The sequence below is a fragment of the Corallococcus terminator genome, assembly GCF_003611635.1.
GTDB classification, from domain to species: Bacteria; Myxococcota; Myxococcia; order Myxococcales; family Myxococcaceae; genus Corallococcus; species Corallococcus terminator.
On record NZ_RAVZ01000188.1, the window covers coordinates 1 to 18,962 of the forward strand.

Here is an 18,962-nt window from a genome sequence, read left to right on the forward strand (position 1 = left end):
GCACTGGAGGGCGGGGATTCAGACACGGGGGACACCACGGGTGGGAACTGTGCCAGAAACCAACAGGGGTTAGTCGGCGCGCAACGCGATGATGGGGTCCACGCGCGTGGCCCGCCGGGCGGGCAACCACGACGCGCCCAGCGCCACCCCGGTGAGCAGCAGCGCCACGCCGCCGAAGGTCCACGGGTCGTCCACCGACACGCCATACAGCAGCGACCCCAACAGCCGCGCCAGCGCCACGGACAGGATGAGCCCCACGCCCACGCCCGCCAGCGACAGCCGCAGGCCCTGTCCCAACACCAGCCGCAGCACGTCCCCCCGCGCCGCGCCCAGTGCCATGCGGATGCCCAGCTCCCGCGTGCGCTGCGCCACCGAGAAGGCGATGACGCCCGACAGGCCCAGCGCCGCGAGCAGCAGCGCGCCGCCCGCGAACAGGCCCAGCAGCAGCGCCGACAACCGACGGGCACCAATGGCGTCGTCCATCCGCCGCGAGAGAGGCGACACGTCGAACAGCGGCAGGTCCGCGTCCACCGCGCGCACCTCCGACTCCACCGCGACGCGCAGCGCCTCCGGGTCGCCGGACTTCACGCGCAGCGCCAGGCCCATGGACACGGAGGGCCGCTGCGACAGCGCGTAGTACGCGGCGGGGCGCGCGGGGACATCCAGCCCCCATTCGCGCAGGTCGTCCACCACACCCACCACCGTGGCCCACTGGTTGTCCGGTCCGTGCAGCTTCATCCGGTGGCCCAACGCATCCCCCTTGGGCCAGAAGATGTTCGCGCAGGATTGGTTGATGACCACCGCCCAGGGCGCGTCTGGCCCATCCCGGTCCTCCAGCAGCCGGCCCTGCCGGAGCGTGACGCGCAGGGCGTGCAGGTAGCCGGGCGTGGCGGCGCGGTACTCCACCGCCTTCCACAGCTCGCCCGGCAGCCGCTCGCGTCCCTCGATGTCGAAGCTGTGGTCCATGGCGCCCCCCAGCGGAAGCACGTTCGTGAGCCCCACCGACTCCACGCCGGGCAGCGCCTGGAGCCGGGACAGCAGGCCCTGCTGGAAGGCCACCTGCTGGGAGTTCTCCGGGTACGCCACCCGGGGCAGCGCCAGTTGTCCGGTGAGCACGCCTTCGGAGGTGAAGCCCGCGCTCACGCGCCGCAGGGCGAGGAAGCTCCGCACGAACAGGCCCGCCCCCACCAGCAGCACCAGCGCGAGCGACACCTGGGACACCACCAGCGCGGAGCGCACCCGGCCCGTGCGATGGCCACCGGTGCTCCGCGAGCCCTCGCGCATCGCCGCGTTCAGGTCCGTGCGGCTGGCCTGGAGCGCGGGCACCAGCCCGAAGATGACGCCGGTGAGCACCGACACCGCCAGGGTGAAGAGCACGGAGGGCAGGTCCAGCCGCACCTCGCGGGCGCGTGGCAGGCCCTCGCCCACCACCGCCACCAGCGCGTCCGTGCCCCACATCGCCAGCAGCAGGCCCAACGCTCCCGCCACCACCGACAGCACCACGCTCTCCGTGAGGAACTGCGCCACCAGCCTTCCGCGCCCCGCCCCCAGCGCCGCCCGGATGGACACCTCGCGGCTTCTCGCCACCGCCCGCGCGAGCAGCAGGTTGGCCACGCTGGAGCACGCCACCAGCAGCACGAAGCCCACCGAACCCCAGAGGAGCCACAGCGTCTCCCGCACCCCGCCCACCACCTGTTCCTCCAGCGACTTCACGCTCATGGACCAGCCCGCCTGCCGGTACTGGTCCACCAGGTCCGGCGTCCGCTCGGCGCCCACGCGCACCAGGTCCGCGAGTGCCGCGTCCAACGTCACCCCGGGCTTGAGCCGCGCCAGCACGCGCAGGTAGCGGTTGCCCCGCTTGGACTCCTGCGTCTGCTCTGGCGTGGGCGCGAAGGGCAGGTACAGCTCCGTGTTCTCCGGGTAGGCCACGCCCGGCGGCAGCACGCCCACCACCGTGTGCGACTCTCCGTCCAACCGCAGCGAGCGCCCCAGCACCTCCGGGTCCTTCGCGAAGTGCGCACGCCACGCGGCGTCCGTGAGGATGACGACCTTGTCCCGGCCCGGCGTCTCCTCTTCCTCGGTGAAGCCGCGCCCGAGCACCGGGGCGACCCCCAGCGTGGGCAGGAAGGACGCCGTGGCGATGAGCACATGGAAGCGGCGGGGAGACTCCTGGCCGGTGAGCGTCATGTCATCGGGCCGGAAGGCCGCGAGCGACGAGAAGGCCCGCCCGAGCGTGACGTAGTCCCGGTACTCCTGGAGGGAGTTGGACACCTCCTTCAGCCCGAAGGCATCGAAGTTGGGCGACAGGTGCACCAGTTGCTCCGGCCGCGCGAAGGGTGGCGGCGTCAGCAGCACGCCCTTCACCACGCTGAACACGGCGCTGTTCGCGCCGATGCCCAGCGCCAGCGTCAGCACCGCCACCACCGCGAAGCCGGGGGCGTTGCGCAGGGTCCGCAGGGCGTAGCGCAAATCATTGAGCAGGCGTTCCATGGGCATCCTCCTCAACGAAGCTGTTGGTCCTGCACCACGCGACCGTCGAAGAGGCTCACCGTGCGCGTGGCGATGCGCGCCTGCGCCGGGTCGTGCGTCACCATGCACAGCGTGGAGCCCGCCTTGTGCAGGTCCGACAGCAACTGCATCACCGCCTCGCCGTTCTTCGAGTCCAGGTTGCCCGTGGGCTCGTCCGCCAGGAGGATGAGCGGATCTCCCGCCACCGCGCGCGCCACCGCCACGCGCTGCTGCTGACCGCCGGAGAGCTGGCCCGGCAGGTGACGCGCCCGGTGCGCCATGCCCACGCGCTCCAGGGCCCGCTCCACGCGCTGCTTGCGGTCCGCCGCGGGCAGGCCCCGGTAGGTGAGCGGCAGCTCCACGTTCTCGAAGACGGTGAGGTCACCGATGAGGTTGAAGCTCTGGAAGATGAAGCCGATGTGCTGGTTGCGCACCTTCGCCCGGTCCGACGGCGACAGCTCCAGCACGCTCCTGCCATCCAGCAGGTAGCTGCCGCGCGTGGCGGTGTCGAGCAGCCCCAGCACCGCCAGCAGCGTGGACTTGCCGGAGCCGGAGGGGCCCACGATGGCCACCCATTCGTTCTGGCGGATGGTGAGGTGGATGTTGGACAGGGCGTGCGTCTCCACCTCCTCCGTCTCGAACACCTTGGTGAGGCCGTCGAGTTGGAGCAGCGCCTTGCCCGGCACCACGCCCGCGCCTGGAATCAGGGCACCGCTGTCGTTCGTCATCGTCGTCATCATCGCAGCCTCACGCGTTCCACCGCATCCCATGCGGTCATGTCCGACAGCACCACCTGGTCGCCTTCCGCCAGCCCCTGCACCACCTCCACCGCGTTCACCGACCCCCGGCCCAGCGTCACCGGGATGCGCACCGCCTCGTCACCGCCCGGCAGCAGTCGGAAGAGCGCCAGCCTGCTCTCCGCCTGCGCCCCGGCGGGACGGCCCACGGACAGCACGTCGTCCAGCCGCTCCAGCTCCACCGTGCCCTCCACGGTGAGGTCGGGACGGGCGCCCTTCGGCAGCGCGTCCGGCAGGGTGACTTCCACGCGCACCGTGCCCTGGCTCGCGGCGGGCGCGACGCGGGCCACGGTGCCTTCGACGACGCCGTTGCGCGTGTCCACCAGCGCCTTGAGGCCCGGCAGGATGTCGCGCGCCTGCGTCTCCGCGATTCGCAGCTCCGCCTTCAAACGCTCGGGCTTCACCACTTTGGCCAGCAGCACGCCGGGCGTCACCCATTGACCCAATTCCAATGGCAGCTCCTGGAGCACCCCGTCCTCGCCCGCGAGCACCTTCATGGACTCCACCTGCTGGCGGCGGAAGCGGGCCACGGCCTTCAGGCGCTCCACCTGCTCCTGCTGGGAGGCCAGGCGCTGGCGCAGGCTCTGGGCCATGACATCCAGACGCTGGCGCTCCAATTCCAGACGCTGGCGGACCTCCTCCGCCTTCTCCGTGGCCTGCCGCGTCTCCAGGTCGCCGACGAAGGCCTTCTCGAACAGCGCCGTGTTGGCCCGCGAGCGACGGGCAGCGTCGGCGGCCTCGGCGGTGAGGCTGGCCACCGCGGCCTGCTGGGACAGCCGCTGCGTCTGGAGCACCTCGCGCAGCTCCAGGAAGTCGCCCTCCGCGCTCGCCAACTGGCGTTCGGCCTCCAGCGCCTGGAGTTGCACGTCCGGGTTGGACAGCTCCATGAGGAGCGTGCCCGCCGTGACGGTGGCGCCGGGACGCACGTGGATGCGCTCCACGCGGCCGGCCGTGTCAGCGGTGAGCCAGCGGATGGACTCTGGCACCAGCGTGCCCGCGCCCTTCACCTGACGCACCAGCGGACCGCGCTTCACCGTGTCCAACCACACCGAGCTCCGCTCCACCGTGGGCGCGGCGGGCCGCAGCCGGGCGAGCCCTACCGTCACCGCCACGAGCACGGTGATTCCCAGGATAACCAGGAGGTAGGGTTTGCGGCGCGGGGGGCGGGCCTTTGGGATGTCCACGGGCCAGAGACAAAGCGAGACGCGTGCCAGCGCTGGCGGCTGGGACAAGTCCCCGGAATCAGGAGGGCCCCGCGCCAAACAAGGCCCGCGCTGACCGCTTGCGCGAAAGGCGCGTCCCAGGAACGGACACGCACGAACTGTCCGCTGGCGGTGAATAGAAACAGTGCAGGGCCGTCAGGTAGCTCGATTCACATCCCAAACAATTTCGAGGACCTTCCGATGCGCCCCACTGCTCTCCGGGTGCGTACCAGCATGCTGCTGGCCGCAACCCTTCTGCCCCTGTCTTCCCTGGCCGACCCCGTCTATTTCCAGCTCACCGACGTGGGCAGCGAAGTGGACGCCCCTGGATTGAGCGCGGGCACGGTGGCGGAGAAGACGCGGTATGGCATCGCGGAGGCGGTGAAGGCGGCGGGGTCGGAGTCCATCCTGATGGATCCGCAGCACGAGGGCTCCTCCGACGTGAACGTCACCGCGAGGGTGTCGCGCGTGGGGGAGAAGTACCGGCTGACGTACCAATTGCAGACGACCGCGCAGCCCGTGCGCACCAAGACGCTGGCGTATGACTTCGTCAATCCCAGCCTGAGCGACAAGGGCGCGGTGGTGATGGCGCAGTCCGTGCTCGCGGAAGCCGAGAAGCTGGGCGCCGCGAGCCAGGAGGAGGTGCCGATGTCCGCGCCATCGGAGGAGAGCCCCGCCAACGACTTCGTCCCCGTGACGCAAGAGAAGTCCGGAACGCTGGAGTCGCGGAGCGCGTCCGGTTCGACGCTGGCGGTGGATGCGCCGACGTCGGGGAGCATGGGCCAGGACTCGATGGGCCGCGATGCATCCGAGGCGGCGGTGAAGCGCTCCTTCCGCTCCGGCATGACGACGCTGGACCTGGGCGTGGCACTGGGCTTCAACAGCCCGTCCGGCATCTTCGGCGGCGAGGTGGAGTACCGGCTCAAGCCGTGGTTGGGACTCAACGTGAGCGGCGGCGTGGGCGCATGGGGTCCGCGCATGGGGCCCCTGGCCCGGCTGTATCCGCTGGGGGAGGTGCCCACGAGCCCCTTCTTCGAAGCGGGCATGAGCTTCAACTTCGGTGGGGAGACGTGGACGGAGGTGAACGGCGGCGAGCGGCGGTACGCGGAGACGCTGCTCACCCCCGTGGCGACGGTCGGCGTGGGCGTGCGCCGCTCGCTGGGGCCCCTCTACCTGGGCACGCGCGTGGGCTGGGGCTTCCGGCTGCGCGAGGACAACTGGCAGATGCGTGACGGCGGCCAGAAGGACTTCCTCACCGCCACCGCCGTGGACCTGACCCAGCACGGAGGCTTCCTGTTCAGCATCACCGCCGGCGTGGCGGTGTTCTGAGCCCCGGGGTCAGGGATAGGGCGGGAGCACGGGCGCCCCGTCTTCCAGGAGCCTCTCCCTGACCACGCCGTTCAGGTGCCAGTACCGGATGAACCAGTAGAACATCGCCCACGACGTCTTGGCCGCCGAGGGCCAGTTGTCCAGGAACTGCATGCCCCCCAGCATGAATTTGGCCAGCCACTCCTTGTCCGCGGTGTTCCCGTAGGCCAGGCCCTCGTGGAGGATGTACTGCCAGTGTCCCGCCTCCAGGCCCGTGTCCGCGCGAACGCAGTAGGCAAAGGCATGGGTGGATTCCAATTCCACGCGCAGGTGCTGGTTGACCGGGATGTGCGGTTCACCCTGGGCTTTGTAGGGGCCTGTTTCGTCCCAGCCCCACAGCCACTTCTCCTCGGCTGGCAACCAGCGCCAGTGCATGTGGAGACAGTCATGGATGCAGAAGGGCGCCATGGCGATGGTGTCCAGCTTGTACAGGGGCGAGTTCTTCACGAAGTCGCGGATGCTCTTCGGGGCCCGCATGGGCGGCGCCACGTGGATGTTGTCGAAGTATCCCTGGCGATTCATGAGCTGCTGTTGCTCTGTCCGGTACTCGTGTCCCGACCAGATGTTCGTGTTGAACCCATCCCCGCCCTTGAGGTCCGGCGAGGCCATCAGGAATGACGTGCCCGCGGGAAGGTCCGTGCTCACCCGGGAGAAGATGGAGCTCCAGAGGGGAGGAAACGTCACGTTGGCGATCTTCCGCCAGTACACCGCCGCGGTGTTCGAGTCCGACCACATCCCCGTGGCCATCTCGTGGACCATCTCGTCCTGGTCATACGCCAGGCCACGCGTGGGGGTGCTCATCGCATGGGCGCCATGATGATCATGCGGAGCGTGGGGGTCGTGGGGCGGCTCTCCTGGTGAAGGCTCCGGCATCTGGTGCGCCATGGTGGTCATGGCCGGACGGCGGATGCTGATCTTCGCGGCCATCTTGTCCAGCGGCCGGTTGCTCATGAGCATCAGGTGCGGACGGAACCGGGACGTGCGCGCCATGTTTCCCGGGGTGTAGTCATTGCGCTCCGTGCAGCAGACGAACTCCGCGCACACCAGCACCCGCAGGGGCGTGAGCCGCAGCGTGCCGGTCTCCGTGCGCTTCACCTTCATGACCGGAGGCTTGGGGGGCGTCGGGGGGTTCGCCGGCGGCATGAAGTCATCCCAGGCCAGCACGTCGCGCGGGATGGGCTCCAGCGTGATGGCTCCAGCGGGGCCGCGCAGGTTCACCTGGAACCCGAACACCAGCATCATGCTCTCGTCGATGCTCGCGGGGATCCAGTACCGGAAGGGCTCTTCGTTGATGGAGCCCCGGGAGGCTTCGTACTTGCGAAGCAGGAACTCCTTGGAGAGCTCCAGCGTCATCGGCATGCCGCGGTGGACCAGCTCAATGGGATGCCAGACAAGTTCGTCCAGCACGGTGACGGTCTGCGCGGCATACCAGGGCGTGTCCTGCAGGTCGTAGGTGAGGTTCGTCACCCGGCCGGCGTTCGACAGGTCATGGGTCCAGGTCCAGCGCGCTCCGACGCTGGGGGAGGCGGCCTCGGAGGTGCCCGCGTCGCCCGCGTCGCCACCGAACTCCTGGAACGGCGCTCCGGGGGCCGCCGTCAGCAACATCGTGTCCTTCAACAGCGCGTCGAGATTCGGCATGGAGGGTCGGGGTGTGGATCGGGAAGAGGTTCAGGCCATGTCTGGAATCACGTCGACGCTCCACGCACCGGGGACCGCGGCGGACTGGGGCGCGCGGTCGTGCAGGACTTCCACGAGCGTGTAGACGCCCTTGTCGGCGCGGGGGATGAAGATGTCTCCCGCATCGTCGGACTCGTATTCGCGCTCGACGCCATCCGGGCAGAGGACGCGCACGCGGCAGTGGGGGATGGGGTTCGCGTCCAGCGTGTCATCCGCCAGGTGGAAGGCGGGGATGTCGGCGGTGAGGCGGAGGAGGCCGGTAAGACGGACGCCCCCTTCGGTCTCGCATTCGGGAAAGAAGCCGGTCAGGGCCTTGGCCTTGTCCAGACGCACCTCGCCTGGCTTCTCCGGGAAGGTCAACGTCAGGAAGTCGCCGATGCTGAACTCATCATCGACCGTGCCCCGGGTGGTGCGGGTTCCTCCCGGGTACGAGAGGGTTTCCCAGACGTGGGACTTGATGGGGAGGGTGAAGCCCTGCCCCGAGGGCAGTTCCATCTGGGCCTCGTTCTTGTCGTCCGGGTGGAGGGTCAGCGTGACGAGGCCGGCCGTGGTCGTGCCCGCGAACTTCGCCGTGGCGCCCTTGGTGACCTTCGTGTCTCTTTCAATGAGGACGAACTCGCCCCGCGTGCGTCCCCTGACCCGGAGCGACACCTGCTCATTGCGGAAGTAGGGCTGGAGGCCATGCGCGGCCTGAAGCCGGAACGCGCCCGAGACGGCGACCTCCACGTCCCGCGTCGTGAGGCTGTCGTAGGACGGCATCGTGTTCTTGCGCACCGTGTACGACGCGACGATGCGGAGGCGGCAGAACAGGAAGGGGACGTCGAACCAGGGACTGGGCATGGCGTCGGAACTCAGGGCGCGGGCAAGGAGGCGTGGAATGTATCACGCGCGTCAGATGCGCCGCCGTCAGGGCACGGGCGCCCCATCCTCCAGGAGCCGTGCGACGGCGAGGTCCCGGGTGCGGCTGTAGCGCAGCACCCAGTAGAACATCGCCCACGACGCCTGCGCCTCCGAGGGCCACGGGGCGAGCAATGCCCGACCTCCCATCAGCAGCCTGGCCATCGCCTCGTGACCCGCGTTGGTCCCGTAGGCCAGTCCTTCGTGCAGGATGTATTCCCAGCGGCCCGGCTCCAGGACCTGGTCCGAACGGACGCAATAGGCATATGCGTGGGGGGACTCCATCTCCACGCGCAGGTGCTGATGCACCGGGATGTGCGGAGCGCCCGGGACGGCATAGGGCCCCTTCTCATCCCACCCGTGCAGATACTTCTCCTTCGCCGGCAACCAGCGCCAGTGCAGGTGAAGACAGTCATGGATGCAGAAGGGCGCCATCGTGATGTCGTCCAGGTGCAGCTCCGCGTTGGGATAGACGTCGCGGACGCTCTTGGGTGCGCGCATGGGCGGCGCCACGTGGATGTTGTCGAAGTACCCCTGGCGCGGCATCAGCTCCTCCTGATGCTGCTCGTACCTGCCCGCCACGTCGTTCCAGCGGTGTGAGAGGAAACCCGGTCCTCCCGGGGCGTCCGGCGAGGCCATCAGGTAGCCCGCGCCCGCCGGGAGGTTTGTCTTCACGCGGGAGAAGATGGAGGACCAGACCGGCGGAATCGAAGCGGTGAAGAGCTTCTCCCAGGCAACCTCCGACGAGTTCGAGTCCGACCACATCCCCGCCGCCATCCCGTGCGACATCCCATCCTGGTCGTCCGCGGGGGGTCCGCCCTCATGCGCCATGGTGGACATGGAGGGGCGGCGGACGCTGATCTTCGCGGCCAGCTTCTCCAACGGACGGTTGCTCATGAGCATCAGGTGCGGCCGGAGCCGCGACGTGCGCGCCTGGGCACCCGGCACGTAGTCGTTGCGGTCCTGGCAGCAGACGAACTCCGCGCACACCAGCACCCGCAGGGGCACGAGCTGGAGGGTTCCCGTCTCCGTGCGCGTCACCTTCATGACGGGAGCCTTGGGCGGCTTCGCGCCGGGCCTGGGCATGAAGTCGTCCCGCTCCATCACATCCAGGGGGATGGGCTCCAGCGAGAAGGTCTTGGACTTCGCGCGCAGGTTCAACTGGAAGCCGAAGACGAGCAGCATGCTCCGGTCGAGCTCCGCGGGAAGCCAGTAGGCGGACTGTCCCTTGGCGACGGTTCCGCTGGAGGTCTCGTATTTGCGCACCAGGAACTTCTTGGTGAGCTCCAGCGTCAGGGGCAGGCCGCGATAGCCCACCTCGATGGGATGCCAGAGGAGCTCCTCCAGGACGGTGGGGGTCTGTTCGACGTACCAGGGCGTCCGGGGCAGGTGGTAGGTCACCCCGCTCACGCGCCCGGGCTTGCGGACATCGTGGGACCAGTTCCAGCGGCCCGGGGTGCCCGGGTCGGCCGCGGCGGCTTCCATGGCGCCCGGGCTCGCGCCGTAGGACTTCCACGGGGCGTCCGGAGCAGCGGTGAGCAGCAGCGTGTCCTTCAACAGCGTTTCAAGATTCGGCATGGGTCTGGAGGTGTCGGGCGGGAAGAAGGTTCAGGGCAGATCCGGCATCGATTCGACGGCCCATTCGCCCAGCAGCGCGCCGGCCAGGGGTAGTTCGTCCTGGACGACCCCGAGCAGGGTGTAGACCTCGTCGCCGGTGCGGGAGATGAAGACCTCGCCCTGCGCGTCGGTCTCGAACTCCTGCTCCCGGCCGTCCGGGCCTCGGACGCGGATGCGACAGTTTGGAAGGGGGTTCTGCTCCACGGAGTCATCCACGATGCGAAAGGCAGGGATGCCGGGCGTGAGCCGCAGGACACCGGAAATCTCCGGGCGCTCGCAAGTCAACCGACAGCAGTCGATGGATTCAAGGCTGGTGCCGGAGGTTGCATCGAAGCGCAGCTCCCCTGGCTTCTCCGGAATCTTCCATTCGCCCATGGCGAAGGCGACCCGAAACTCCTTCACGGAGTGTTCTTCCTCGCTGTGGTTCAGGTTGGCGGACGCGATCTTGCGCACGGTATCGACCTGCATCGCGACGAAGGGATCACGACCGTCAGCCCCTGTCTTGAACACCCCTTGATGGTCGTGTTCAGGATGGATGCGCAGGGAGACCACATTGGGCGTGGTGACTCCAGACATGAGCATCGTGGTCTTCACGTCCTGTCGGTAGCCCGGCTGGGCCTGGAACCAGGCATCCACACACCGACCCTGGACCCGAAACACCGCATGATTGTTGAAGAAGTAGGGGCCCAGGACACTGTGGCCCGCTTGAAGCCGGAACGCCCCCGCGATGACCACCTGCGCGTCGTGTGTTGAAACGCCGTTCTCCGTCTTCTGGCGCACCGAATGTGAGACGACCATCCGGAAGCGGCAATACAGGAAGGGGACGTTGAACCAGAGGCTGGACATGTCGAGATGACCCTTGCGTGGTCTGAAGAAGGTTCAGGGCAGGTCCGGCATGGATTCGACGGTCCATTCGCCCAGGAGCGCGCCGGCCAGGGGGGCTTCGTCCTGGACGACCCCGAGCAAGGTGTAGACCTCGTCGCCGGTGCGGGGGATGAAGACCTCGCCCTGCGCGTCGGTTTCGAATTCCTGCTCCCGGCGGTCCGGGCCCCGGACGCGGATGCGACAGTTTGGAAGGGGATTCTGGTCCACGGAGTCATCCACGATGCGAAAGGCCGGGATGCCGGGCGTGAGGCGCAGGACACCGGAAATCTTCGGGCGCTCGCAGTTCCACCGGCAGCAGTCGATGGAGTCGACGTTGGCGCCGGAGGTTTCATCGAAGCGCAGCTCCCCTGGCTTTTCCGGAATCTTCCATTGGAGCAGGGAGAACTTGACCCGAAACTGATCCACGGAATGCTCTTGCTCGGTGTGGTTCAGGTTCTCGCCCACGATCTTGCGCACGGTATCGACCTGCATCGCGACGAAGGGATCACGACCGTCAGCGCCTGTCCGGAAGTCCCCTTGATGATCGAAGTCGGGATCGATGCTCAGGGAGACCACGTTGGGCGTGGTGATTCCAGACATGACCATCGTGGTCTTCACTTCCATCCGGCCCGCCGGCCCTGTCTGGACCGTTTCATTCACACACCGCCCCTGGACCCGAAACACCGCATTGTCGTTGGCGAAGTAGGGGGCCTGGGCACCGTGGGCCGCTTGAAGCCGGAATGCCCCCGCGATGACCACCTGCGCGTCGTGTGTTGAAACAACGCCGTCATCCGTCTTCTGGCGCACCGAATGCGAGACGAGCATCCGGAAGCGGCAAACCAAGAAGGGGACGTTGAACCAGAGGCTGGACATGTCGAGAGGACCCTTGCGTGGGCGCCGCACGGAGGAGGCTCGAATGTATCAGTCCCCCCTCCCACGCGCCCTACCCTGCCCGGCTCCACGGACGCCGCATTCCGGCGCACGACTCAGGGGGTGGGAGCAGGTACCTGAGTCCCCGCGTCCTGCCAGGAGGAGGGCAGGAACGGCGAGGGCCCTTCCCCCAACGACCCCGGAGAGGCGGCCCCAGGCTCTCCGGGCGTGGCGTTCACACCCGAATCCGAGGGGTCCGTCGCATCGGCTGCGCCGTCCATGCCCCTTCGGAGAATCCGGCCGTCACGGTGAATGGCATAGCTCGCTCCCGAATCGAGGGCCGGGTGCGTACGTCCACACGCCTTGGGGTCCTCGTCGATGCGGATGAAGAAGAGGTCTCCCTGACGGATCACCCGGTACTGCTGCGACTCCAGTCGACTGCCACACGGGAGGGGCTCGTCCTGGGGAGGCAGCAGGTCCTGGGTGGCGATGGAGAGCGCGCGCAGCGTTTCGCCATCCAGTTCGTACACCGTGCCTTCCGTGCCCAGGAAGACCGCGGGCTGCGCGAAGAACGCAGGGAAGACGATGGAAGGGTCCTCTTCGAGCTTCGCGGGAACGGGCCGGGGCGATGAACAGGACAGGCTCACGCACAACACCAGCGCCTGAACCGCCTGCCGACGCACGGACATGCGCGCACCCTACCCCGTCCCAGATAGGCTCGCGCGCACCATGCCGGCCTCCCTGCTCGAAGTCTTCCTCGACCATGCCCGTCACGCGCCCTCGCGCCCGCTGCTCTCCTTCGAGGGCACCACCTTCACGCGCGGACAGCTCGCGGAGCGCGTCACCGCGTTCGCTCGGGGGCTCAAGGCCCGGGGCCTGGCTCCCGGGGAGCGCGTGGCCCTCTTCCTGGAGAACAGCGACGCGTTCGTCATCACGTGGCTCGGCGTGCAGGCCGCCGGCTGCGTCGCCGTGCTCGTCAACACCGCGTACCGTCAGGTCGAACTGGCCCACATCCTCTCCGACGCGGAGGTGAAGGTCTGCGTCACCGGCACCTCGGGCGCCTCCGAACTCGCGCCCCTGCGCGACCAGCTCCCCGCGCTGCAATGGCTCATCACCGTGGAGCCGCCCCCGCCGGAGTTCCCCGCGTCCCTGCCCACCGTGGCATTCGACGCCATCCTCGCGCAGGGCTCCGCCTCCCATTTCTCCCTGCCGCTTCCCGGCGCGGAGGACCTCGCGGTGCTCGGCTACACGTCTGGCACCACCGGCCGCTCCAAGGGGGCCATGCTCCAGCACCGGCAACTGCTCGCCAACGTGCGCGCCGTCACGGAGGCGTGGCGCTGGACGGACGCGGACCGGCTGCTGCTCACCCTCCCGCTCTTCCACACCCACGGCCTCATGGTCGGCCTGCACGGCACGCTCTTCACCGGTGCCAGCGTGGACCTGCGCCGCCGCTTCGTTGCCTCCGAAGCGCTCGCCTCCCTCCACGAGGATGCGTCCCTCACCCTCTTCTTCGGCGTGCCCACCATGTACGGACGCCTGCTGGAAGAGTCGCGCCGCACCGGCGTGAAGCCCCGCGCCCTGCGCCTGTGGGTCTCAGGCTCAGCGCCGCTGAGTCCCCAACTGTGCCTGGACATCGAAGCCCGGTTCGGCGCCCGCATCCTGGAGCGCTACGGCATGACCGAGACGCTCATGAACACCACCCAGCCCTATGACGGCGAACGCCGCCCCGGCACCGTGGGCATGCCCTTCCCCGGCCAGGAGGCCCGCGTCGTGGACGTGCGCTCGCGCGCGCTGCTTCCTCGCGGCGAGACAGGCGAAATCGAGGTGCGTGGCCCCCACGTCTTCACCGGCTACTGGCGCCGCCCCGACGCCACCACCGAAGCCTTCGACCCTGACGGCTGGTTCCGCACCGGCGACCTGGGCGAGTACGACCCCGACGGCTTCCTGCGCATCACCGGCCGCGCCCGCGAACTCATCATCAGCGGCGGCTTCAACATCTACCCGCGCGAGGTCGAAGAGGTCCTCACCGGCCACCCCGCCGTCGCCGAGGCCGCCGTCCTGGGCCTGCCCGATCCCGACTTCGGCGAACAGGTCGTCGCCGTCATCGTCTCCACTCCCGGTGCGCCCCAGGACGCCCAGGCCCTGGTCGACTGGTGCCGCGAACGCCTGGCCGCCTTCAAGAAACCCCGCCGCGTCGTCTTCACCGACGCCCTGCCCCGCAACGCCCTGGGCAAGGTCCAGAAACACGTCCTCCGGGAGCGCCTGTCCACGCCGTAGCTCGCGATGCACATGCCCTGGGGTGATGGCGGGCGGGCGCCCACCCGTGCGTAGAATCGTGGGCTCCGACGCCCATGAAAACCACGAAGACCGCCCCTGGTTTCCTTCGCAGCTACGTGCTGCCCGCCCTCTGGCTCTTTGCCCTTCCGCTCTTCGGCCTGTGGTTCACCGGCCACGCCACGTCCAGCCTCGACGGGAAGGTGCTCGCATCCATCGAGCAGCAGATCGCCCAGGACACCGGACTCGATGAGCAGCAGCGGGAGGCGGCGCTTGCCTTCTTCCGCGCGACCCCCGCCTCGGAGGCCTGCCTCGGTACGGACGAGGGGCTGGCCAACTTCCGGAACAACCTCGGGGAGGTGTGCTCGGACGCGCGGCAGTTCGGATGGATGCACAGCCTGTCGCTGGGCCTGCTGGTGCTGGGGCTCGCCACCACCGCGCTGGTCCTGTTGTGTGGCCTGGCCGCGTTCATCTCACGGCCGTTCCAGTACGGCAGCTTCGTCGTGGGCTGGAACGTGCTCCGCATCACCGGGGCCCTCCAGACGATGGGCCAGGGTGGCCTCATCGTGTGGTTGTCCTACTGGATGACCGCGCTCTGGCTCAATCGCTACTCCCCCAAGCTCATCGGGGTGATGGGGGTGCTGGCCGCGATGGCCATCTTCCTCGTGGTGGTCGGCATCTTCCGCCGTCCCCCCATGGACTTCGAGGTGGAGGCGGAGGTGCTCGATGAATCCAAGGCACCGGAGCTCTGGGCCCACGTGCGCCGGCTGTGCGCGCGCATCCAGACGCCTCCGCCCGACCACATCCTCGCGGGCATCGACGCCAACTTCTTCGTCACCGAGAGCGACGTGCGTGTCGGGGGGCGGAGCCTCTCCGGCCGGACGCTCTACGTGAGCCTGTCCCTGCTGCGCCTGCTGGAGCAGTCCGAAGCCGACGCGGTGCTCGCGCACGAGATGGGACACCTGCTGGGCGGAGACACGGGCCACGGCAAGCGACTGGCGCCGATGCTCGCGCACTTCAGCCACTACCTCCAGACGCTGCATGACGGCGGCCTGACGCGGCCCATCTACCACTTCATGGCGGCCTATCGCGGGCTCTTCGAGCTGTCGCTGGGGCGCAGCCGGCGCGCGAGTGAGCTCGCCGCGGATCGCCTCGCGGCGGGCCTCACGTCGGGCCGGGACATCGCTCGCTCGCTGGTGAAGGTGGGCGCGTATTCGGGCTTTCGTGAGCGCGTGGAGGCGGAGCTCTTCTCCCGCGATGAGCGGCATCAGTCCGTGGCCATCTCCCAGCGGGTCGCCCTCGGCTTCGCCGACTACGCACAGTCAGAGGCCGTGCATGGCGACCTGCACGGGACCGTGACACCCCATCCGTTCGACTCCCACCCGCCCCTCTCCGCGCGGCTGGAGAACGTGGAGGCGCGGCTCACGCCGGCCGACATGGCGCAGGTGTTGCTGGAGCCCGTGACGTTCTCCTGGGTGAGCACCATCGAGGAGGCGGAGGCCATCGAGGCGCGGCTGTGGGGCGCCTACGAAGCGCGCTTCTCCCAGGCGCACGACCTGATGCTCGCGTACCGCTACGCGCCGTCCAACGAGGCGGAGCGGCAGCACGTGGAGCGGCACTTCCCGCCGCTGACCTTCGAGGGCAAGGAGGTCGGGCTGGAGGCCCGGTTGGACTTCGCGCAGGTGGGCTACTCCGAGTGGGATGAGCCCGTCCTGCTCGACCAGGTGACGCACGCCAGCAAGGAGGACCGCATGTTCAAGAAGTACCTGGACCTGCAGGTGGCGGGGCCGGGGCGGTCCAAGCAGAAGCGCTCCATCTGCTTGAGCAAGCTGAAGGACCCTGACGCGCTGCTGGGTGCCTTCGAGCACTACCTGGGACGCTGTAGGGCCATGAAGGAGCACCGCGCACGCGCTCAGCAGGCGGCCTGAGCCCAGGCCTCCTGGAGTCCGGGCATCCTCCAGTTCAGGACACACCTGCTCCCACCTGCTCAACAAAACCCACATCGTCCCCTGGCCGAAGTCACGGGGCGACCTAACTTGTTCGGCAGATGCTTCCGGAGCCCTCCCACGATGCCCACCCTTCCCTCACACCGACTGCCGCACCCCTGCGCCTCCTTCCGGGGGGAGTGCAGGTGGGGCAGCCAGGCGGTGGAGGTCGGGAGCGCATGAAGCGGCTGCTCATCGTGGACGACGAGCTCGCCATCGTGGAGGCGCTCCAGGACATCTTGTCCCTGGAGGGGTACGACATCGACACCGCCTACAACGGTGACGAGGGCCTCCAGCGGCTGCTGGCCGCGAAGCCCGACCTCGTCCTGCTGGACCTGATGATGCCGGTGATGGACGGCGGCGAACTCTTGCGCCGCATCCGCGCCCATCCCGACCTGCGCCACATCCCCGTGGTGGTGATGAGCGCCGGCCGCCTCACGGAGGAAGAGCGCTGCGCCAGCTCGCACTTCCTCGCCAAGCCCTTCGAACTGGACGACCTGCTGGGCACCATCGCCCGGCAGCTTCCGTCCGAGGGCGCCCGCGTCTGAGGCGACGGGGGCCTAGCCCGGCGTCGCGCGGAAGAGGATGTCCCGGTAGTACTGCAGCTCGCTGATGCTGGAGCGCAGGTCCGCGAGCGCGGTGTGCCCGCTGGGCGGCTTGCGCGGCTCCACCAGCGCCGGGTACCACGCGCGCACCAGCACCTTCAGGCTCGTCACGTCCACCATGCGGTAGTGCAGGTAGCGGTCCAGCATGGGCATGTGGCTGATGAGGAAGCGCCGGTCGGTGTGGATGGAGTTGCCCGCGAGGATGCCCTCGCCCAGCTCGCAGTGGTCCGCGACGAAGGACGTCACCTCGCGTTCGGCCACGCGCAGGGACACGTTGGAGGCGCGGACCTTCTCGCTGAGGCCGTTCTTCGTGTGCATGTCGCGCACGACGGGCTCCATGCGCTGGAGCATCTCCTCCGGCTGCCAGATGACCCGCTCGAACTCCGCGATGGGGCGCAGGTCCGGCCCGGTGATGATGACACCCACCTCGATGATGCCGCAGGACTCTGGGTCAAGCCCGGTCATCTCCAGGTCGAGCCACACAAGGCGGGGTTCACGGGCCATTGACGAACATCCTGATCGCGAAGAGGAAGGAAGCAGCGCCCCCTATACCAGCCCCCGGCCCGGGAGCACTCACTCCGTGGATGAATCGTCCCGCCGCGTCCGCACGTCCACCCTGGATTCGAGCGTGCGGTGCACCGGGCACAGGTCCGCGATGTGCAGCAGCCGGGCGCGCTGTTCGTCCGTCAGGGGCCCCTCCAGCCGGACGCTCCGCTCCAGCCGATCCACCCGGCCCACCCGCGACTCGCACTCCGCGCAATCCTTCGCATGCACCCGGTCGTGGTCCAGCCGCACCCGCACCCGGGTGAGCGGCCAGCCCTGCCGGTCCGCGTACATCCGCACCGTCATCGACGTGCACGCCCCCAGCGCCGCCGCCAGCAGTCCGTACGGCGTGGGCCCCGAGTCCTGCCCGCCCAGCGCCAGCGGTTCGTCCGCGCGCAGCCAGTGCGTGCCCACGCGGATGTCCTGGGCCAGGCCCCCTTCCGGCGCCTCGCGCACCTCCACCTGTCCTTCCGGCAGCGGCGCCTCGCGCTCACGCACCGGCGCCACGTGCCGCGCGGCCCACGGCCCCAACACGTCCGCCGCATAGGCCGCGTCCTCCGGGCGCGAGAGGAAGTGATCCGCCCCGTCCAGCATCACGAGGCTCGCGGGACGGCGCGCTGCCGTCACCAGCCGGCGCGCGCTGTCCAGGCCCACGAACCGGTCCTCCGGCGCGTGCAGCACCAGCAGCGCGCCCGGAAAGGCCCCCAGCGCCTTCGACACCGCCGCGCCTTCGATGGCGGTGAGGAAGTCACGCGTGAGGCGCAGCCGGCCCGGCCCCAGCGCGAGTGAGCACTCCGCCCGGTCGCGCTCGGCGGGAGGCAGCAACGTGCGCACGTCGTCCGCCCCCGCGGGCGCGTTCACCAGCGCCACCGCCGCCACCTCCGGCAGCCGGGGCAGCGCCGCCACCACCGCCGCGCCCCCGAGGCTGTGGCCCACCAGGAGCCGGGGCACCTGCGCGTGCGTGGCGAGAAAGGCCGAGGCGGCCACCACCGCATCCACGCCCGGCACGGTGTCCGGGCGCTCCCCTGCTCCCACGGCCGGGCCTTGCGTGAAGTCCAGGCGCAGCACCGCGAACCCCCGCGTCACCAGCGCGCGCGCCAGCCGCTCCGGCCCGGGCGAGTGGCCCACGCACGCGAAGCACGACACCAGCACGGCGCTCGCCGCGGGCGCTGTCGCCGGCAGCTCCAACCACCCTCCGCCCCCCGGAAGGGACACGGCCCGGGGGGACATCTAGAAGTCCACCAGCGCCTCGGCCGTCCACACCCCACCGGGGCCCTGGCGCACGGACACCTGGGTGAGCGACGCGCCCGTCACCGCCACGCTGGCGCCGTGGCGCTCGGAGCCCGCGCGCTCGCCGAAGCCGCGGCCGAAGAGGTTCAGTCCATCCAGGCGCACCGCGAAGCACTGGAAGCGCAGGCGCCGTCCCGCCATCGCCCCCACCACCGCGCGCAGCCAGTCCGCGAGCAGCTCATCGTGGTCCACGGACTGGCAGGTCACCTCCAGCTCCTCGTGCACCTCCACGCGCTTCGGGTCCGTCACCAGCGCGCAGAGGGCCTGCGCCGCCAGTTCGAAGGCCTGCTCCATGGAGCGGCCCACGCCCCGCACCCCGAGTTGCTCCTCCCGCGTGAAGTGTTCCCAGTGGGCCCGGGGCCTGCCCTCCTCCGAATGCACCGCTTCGACGTCCATACGGCCTCCTGTTCCTTCCATGGGTTGCTGTTGCCTTCCCGGAAAAAGCCCCCCGCTCCTCCAGAGGCC

The 18,962-nt window shown here is 69.3% G+C and carries 16 protein-coding genes; 4 read left to right on the plus strand and 12 right to left on the minus strand.

The window, feature by feature from the left end; all coding sequences use genetic code 11:
• Positions 1-69 precede the first annotated feature (69 nt).
• From D7V88_RS24725 to D7V88_RS24735, 3 genes are read right to left on the minus strand one after another with little or no spacing between them, the layout of a single operon-like run.
• Positions 70-2,490: an ABC transporter permease gene (locus D7V88_RS24725; RefSeq protein WP_120543109.1), complete on the minus strand. Its 2,421-nt coding sequence runs from the start codon at positions 2,488-2,490 to the stop codon at positions 70-72.
• 11 nt (positions 2,491-2,501) lie between these two features.
• The gene (locus tag D7V88_RS24730) at positions 2,502-3,245 is read right to left on the minus strand and encodes an ABC transporter ATP-binding protein (protein WP_372241116.1); all 744 of its coding nucleotides are present in this window, start codon (positions 3,243-3,245) and stop codon (positions 2,502-2,504) included.
• On the minus strand, positions 3,245-4,423 hold the full coding sequence (locus D7V88_RS24735; RefSeq protein WP_244238370.1) for an efflux RND transporter periplasmic adaptor subunit: 1,179 nt from the start codon (positions 4,421-4,423) through the stop codon (positions 3,245-3,247). The genes D7V88_RS24730 and D7V88_RS24735 overlap by 1 nt, the downstream gene beginning before the upstream one ends.
• A gap of 318 nt (positions 4,424-4,741) precedes the next feature.
• Between D7V88_RS24735 and D7V88_RS24740 the strand changes: the two genes are divergently transcribed.
• The gene (locus tag D7V88_RS24740; protein WP_120543111.1) at positions 4,742-5,836 is read left to right on the plus strand and encodes a hypothetical protein; all 1,095 of its coding nucleotides are present in this window, start codon (positions 4,742-4,744) and stop codon (positions 5,834-5,836) included.
• 9 nt (positions 5,837-5,845) lie between these two features.
• On the opposite strand, the gene D7V88_RS24745 is transcribed toward D7V88_RS24740, so the two are convergent.
• The 6 genes from D7V88_RS24745 to D7V88_RS24770 all read right to left on the minus strand — a co-directional run bounded on the left by D7V88_RS24745 (position 5,846) and on the right by D7V88_RS24770 (position 12,489).
• Positions 5,846-7,513: a hypothetical protein gene (locus D7V88_RS24745; RefSeq protein WP_120543112.1), complete on the minus strand. Its 1,668-nt coding sequence runs from the start codon at positions 7,511-7,513 to the stop codon at positions 5,846-5,848.
• A 30-nt stretch (positions 7,514-7,543) separates the two neighbouring features.
• Positions 7,544-8,392, minus strand: coding sequence for a hypothetical protein (locus tag D7V88_RS24750; protein WP_120543113.1), 849 nt, complete (start codon positions 8,390-8,392; stop codon positions 7,544-7,546).
• Between the two features lie 66 nt (positions 8,393-8,458).
• On the minus strand, positions 8,459-10,027 hold the full coding sequence (locus tag D7V88_RS24755; protein ID WP_147448853.1) for a hypothetical protein: 1,569 nt from the start codon (positions 10,025-10,027) through the stop codon (positions 8,459-8,461).
• 30 nt (positions 10,028-10,057) lie between these two features.
• Positions 10,058-10,912: a hypothetical protein gene (locus tag D7V88_RS24760; RefSeq protein WP_120543115.1), complete on the minus strand. Its 855-nt coding sequence runs from the start codon at positions 10,910-10,912 to the stop codon at positions 10,058-10,060.
• A gap of 33 nt (positions 10,913-10,945) precedes the next feature.
• A complete protein-coding gene (locus D7V88_RS24765) occupies positions 10,946-11,755 on the minus strand; it encodes a hypothetical protein (RefSeq protein ID WP_147448854.1) in 810 nt (269 codons plus the stop codon).
• Positions 11,756-11,916: 161 nt separating this feature from the next.
• Positions 11,917-12,489, minus strand: a complete 573-nt coding sequence (locus D7V88_RS24770) for a hypothetical protein (RefSeq protein ID WP_120543117.1) — start codon at positions 12,487-12,489, stop codon at positions 11,917-11,919.
• 40 nt (positions 12,490-12,529) lie between these two features.
• Here D7V88_RS24770 and D7V88_RS24775 point away from each other — a divergent pair, with 40 nt between their 5' ends.
• The 3 genes from D7V88_RS24775 to D7V88_RS24785 all read left to right on the plus strand — a co-directional run bounded on the left by D7V88_RS24775 (position 12,530) and on the right by D7V88_RS24785 (position 16,607).
• Complete coding sequence (locus tag D7V88_RS24775) at positions 12,530-14,077, plus strand: class I adenylate-forming enzyme family protein (RefSeq protein WP_120543118.1); 1,548 nt, start codon at positions 12,530-12,532, stop codon at positions 14,075-14,077.
• Between the two features lie 74 nt (positions 14,078-14,151).
• Entirely contained in the window at positions 14,152-16,002 is a 1,851-nt protein-coding gene (locus tag D7V88_RS24780; protein WP_120543119.1) for a M48 family metallopeptidase, read from the plus strand.
• A gap of 236 nt (positions 16,003-16,238) precedes the next feature.
• Positions 16,239-16,607: a response regulator gene (locus D7V88_RS24785; RefSeq protein WP_120543120.1), complete on the plus strand. Its 369-nt coding sequence runs from the start codon at positions 16,239-16,241 to the stop codon at positions 16,605-16,607.
• Positions 16,608-16,619: 12 nt separating this feature from the next.
• On the opposite strand, the gene orn is transcribed toward D7V88_RS24785, so the two are convergent.
• The 3 genes from orn to D7V88_RS24800 all read right to left on the minus strand — a co-directional run bounded on the left by orn (position 16,620) and on the right by D7V88_RS24800 (position 18,893).
• Complete coding sequence (gene orn, locus D7V88_RS24790) at positions 16,620-17,168, minus strand: oligoribonuclease (RefSeq protein ID WP_120535728.1); 549 nt, start codon at positions 17,166-17,168, stop codon at positions 16,620-16,622.
• A gap of 69 nt (positions 17,169-17,237) precedes the next feature.
• Positions 17,238-18,437, minus strand: a complete 1,200-nt coding sequence (locus D7V88_RS24795; protein ID WP_120543121.1) for a bifunctional alpha/beta hydrolase/OsmC family protein — start codon at positions 18,435-18,437, stop codon at positions 17,238-17,240.
• The gene (locus D7V88_RS24800; RefSeq protein WP_120543122.1) at positions 18,438-18,893 is read right to left on the minus strand and encodes an archease; all 456 of its coding nucleotides are present in this window, start codon (positions 18,891-18,893) and stop codon (positions 18,438-18,440) included.
• Positions 18,894-18,962: the final 69 nt, after the last annotated feature.

Bases quoted from the DNA above. Each gene is read 5' to 3' on its own strand.
- D7V88_RS24725 (WP_120543109.1), bottom strand. From the start codon at position 2,490: ATGGAACGCCTGCTCAATGATTTGCGCTACGCCCTGCGGACCCTGCGC.
- D7V88_RS24730 (WP_372241116.1), bottom strand. From the start codon at position 3,245: ATGACGACGATGACGAACGACAGCGGTGCCCTGATTCCAGGCGCGGGC.
- D7V88_RS24740 (WP_120543111.1), top strand. From the start codon at position 4,742: ATGCTGCTGGCCGCAACCCTTCTGCCCCTGTCTTCCCTGGCCGACCCC.
- D7V88_RS24745 (WP_120543112.1), bottom strand. From the start codon at position 7,513: ATGCCGAATCTCGACGCGCTGTTGAAGGACACGATGTTGCTGACGGCG.
- D7V88_RS24750 (WP_120543113.1), bottom strand. From the start codon at position 8,392: ATGCCCAGTCCCTGGTTCGACGTCCCCTTCCTGTTCTGCCGCCTCCGC.
- D7V88_RS24755 (WP_147448853.1), bottom strand. From the start codon at position 10,027: ATGCCGAATCTTGAAACGCTGTTGAAGGACACGCTGCTGCTCACCGCT.
- D7V88_RS24760 (WP_120543115.1), bottom strand. From the start codon at position 10,912: ATGTCCAGCCTCTGGTTCAACGTCCCCTTCCTGTATTGCCGCTTCCGG.
- D7V88_RS24765 (WP_147448854.1), bottom strand. From the start codon at position 11,755: ATGCTCGTCTCGCATTCGGTGCGCCAGAAGACGGATGACGGCGTTGTT.
- D7V88_RS24770 (WP_120543117.1), bottom strand. From the start codon at position 12,489: ATGTCCGTGCGTCGGCAGGCGGTTCAGGCGCTGGTGTTGTGCGTGAGC.
- D7V88_RS24775 (WP_120543118.1), top strand. From the start codon at position 12,530: ATGCCGGCCTCCCTGCTCGAAGTCTTCCTCGACCATGCCCGTCACGCG.
- D7V88_RS24780 (WP_120543119.1), top strand. From the start codon at position 14,152: ATGAAAACCACGAAGACCGCCCCTGGTTTCCTTCGCAGCTACGTGCTG.
- D7V88_RS24785 (WP_120543120.1), top strand. From the start codon at position 16,239: ATGAAGCGGCTGCTCATCGTGGACGACGAGCTCGCCATCGTGGAGGCG.
- orn (WP_120535728.1), bottom strand. From the start codon at position 17,168: ATGGCCCGTGAACCCCGCCTTGTGTGGCTCGACCTGGAGATGACCGGG.
- D7V88_RS24795 (WP_120543121.1), bottom strand. From the start codon at position 18,437: ATGTCCCCCCGGGCCGTGTCCCTTCCGGGGGGCGGAGGGTGGTTGGAG.
- D7V88_RS24800 (WP_120543122.1), bottom strand. From the start codon at position 18,893: ATGGACGTCGAAGCGGTGCATTCGGAGGAGGGCAGGCCCCGGGCCCAC.